Source organism: Acidovorax sp. HMWF018, from assembly GCF_003061035.1.
Lineage (GTDB): Bacteria > Pseudomonadota > Gammaproteobacteria > Burkholderiales > Burkholderiaceae_C > Acidovorax > Acidovorax delafieldii.
Window position 1 is genome coordinate 1 of the sequence record NZ_QAIM01000256.1, and the last position, 1,839, is coordinate 1,839.

At 69.0% G+C, this 1,839-nt stretch carries 2 protein-coding genes; one reads left to right on the forward strand and one right to left on the reverse strand.

Features of this window, described 5'->3' with window-relative positions; translation table 11 throughout:
• On the reverse strand, window positions 1–934 hold a 934-nt coding region (locus DBR23_RS09335; protein ID WP_108498059.1), incomplete at its 3' end, for a LysR family transcriptional regulator.
• A 97-nt stretch (window positions 935–1,031) separates the two neighbouring features.
• Here DBR23_RS09335 and DBR23_RS09340 point away from each other — a divergent pair.
• A partial coding sequence (locus DBR23_RS09340) for an MFS transporter (RefSeq protein WP_233250362.1) occupies window positions 1,032–1,839 on the forward strand: 808 nt, incomplete at its 3' end.

A 1,839-nucleotide genomic window follows, 5' to 3' on the forward strand; every position in this document is an offset into this window, starting at 1 on the left:
CCCGCATCCCGACCAACCCGGGCATCGCCCCCCGCATCGCCTCCAAAAACAACCGCAACCGTGCCGGATAAAACCGCGCATACGGATACACCAAGTACACCGGCAGCGGCGCTGCATGCCAGTTGGGCACCAGGTGCAGCAAGTTCCCCTGCCGCACATCGTTGTCCACGATCCATGCCGAAGAAATGCACGCTCCCAGCCCCGCCAGGGCGGCGCTGCGCAGGGCGTACAGGCTGTCGGTGGCCAAACGCGGGGTGATGCCGAAGGTATGGGCCTCGCCGCCGGGCTCTTGGGTCAGCGTGACCTCGCGGCGGTAGAAGGTGCTCAGGGCCAGCCAGGGCAGGGGTTGCAGGTCCTGGGCGTGCTGGGGCGTAGGGCGCCCTGCCATGAGGGCGGGGGCGGCTAGCACGATGCGGGGCACCTCGGCCAGGCGCACTGCCACCACGCTGGGGTCGTCCACCGCGCCGACCTGGATGGCGCAGTCGATGCCTTCGGCGATGAAGTTGGGGCGGCGGTCGTGCAGCATCCATTCCACGTCCACCTCGGGGTAGCGGCGCAAGTAAGCCATCAGCGGGGCGATGAACTGGTCTTGCCCAAAGGCGTGCGGCGCCAGCACGCGCAGGGTGCCGCGCGGGGTGTCGGCCGTGCCGCGCAGGTCGTCCTCCATGGCGCGCCAGTCTTCCAGCAGGGCCTTGGCGTGGGCAAAGCAGCGGTCGCCGTCTTCAGTCAACTTCATCACATGGGTGGATCGCTGCAGCAACTTGATGCCCAGGCTGCGCTCCAGCGCCTGCAGGCGGCGGCTCACGGTGGGCTGGCTGGTGCCCAGTTGCTGGGCGGCGGCCGACAGGCTGCCGGCCTCGACGATGCGGACAAAGGTTTGCATCAGCTCGATGCGGTCTGCGCCGGGTTGGAGGGCTGGCAGGGTGTTGGTCATACGCAAAGCGTATAACGAATCTGCAATTCAGCCTACTACCCAGCGTGGCGACGGGATAGAACAATCGCACCATTCCTTTTAAACCGATGGTGTTGTGATGTCTTCCATTCAAAATGTGCATGCAAGGGGTGTGGCGGGGCGGGCCCCGGTGGCGCTGGCTGAAGAGAGTGCGGCAGGCGCGGTGAGCGCGCCGCTGCTGTTGCTGCTGGCGACCACGGCGGGGCTGAGCGTGGCGTCGCTGTACTACAGCCAGCCCATGCTGGGCGTGCTGGGGCCCGACATGCAGGCCGACAGCCGCGTGGTGGGGCTGGTGCCCACGCTCACGCAGTTGGGGTATGCGCTGGGCATCTTGCTGCTGGCGCCGCTGGGCGACCGGTTTGACCGGCGCCGCATCATCGTCATCAAGTCCATCGCGCTGATGCTGGCGCTGCTGCTGAGCGGCCTGGCGCCCGGCATGGGCGCGCTGCTGGCGGCCAGCCTGGCCGTGGGCCTGGCGGCTACGGTGGCGCAAGACGTGGTGCCCGCTGCCGCCACGCTGGCCCCGGCCGCACAGCGCGGGCGCATGGTGGGCACGGTGATGACGGGGCTGCTGCTGGGCATTTTGTTGTCGCGCGTGGTCAGCGGCTTTGTGGCGCAACAGTGGGGCTGGCGCACGGTGTATGTGGCGGCGGCGGTGGCCATTGCGCTGCTGACGGTGGCCGTGTGGCGCGGGCTGCCGCGCTTTGCGCCCACCACGCAGCTAGGCTACGGCGCGCTGATCGGCTCGATGGTGGCACTGTGGCGCCAGCACGCGGCGCTGCGCCGTGCGGCCTGGGCGCAGGGGCTGCTGGCCGTGGGCTTCAGCGCGTTCTGGTCCACGCTGGCGGTGATGCTGCACAGCCAGTTCAACCTGGGCACGGCGGCGG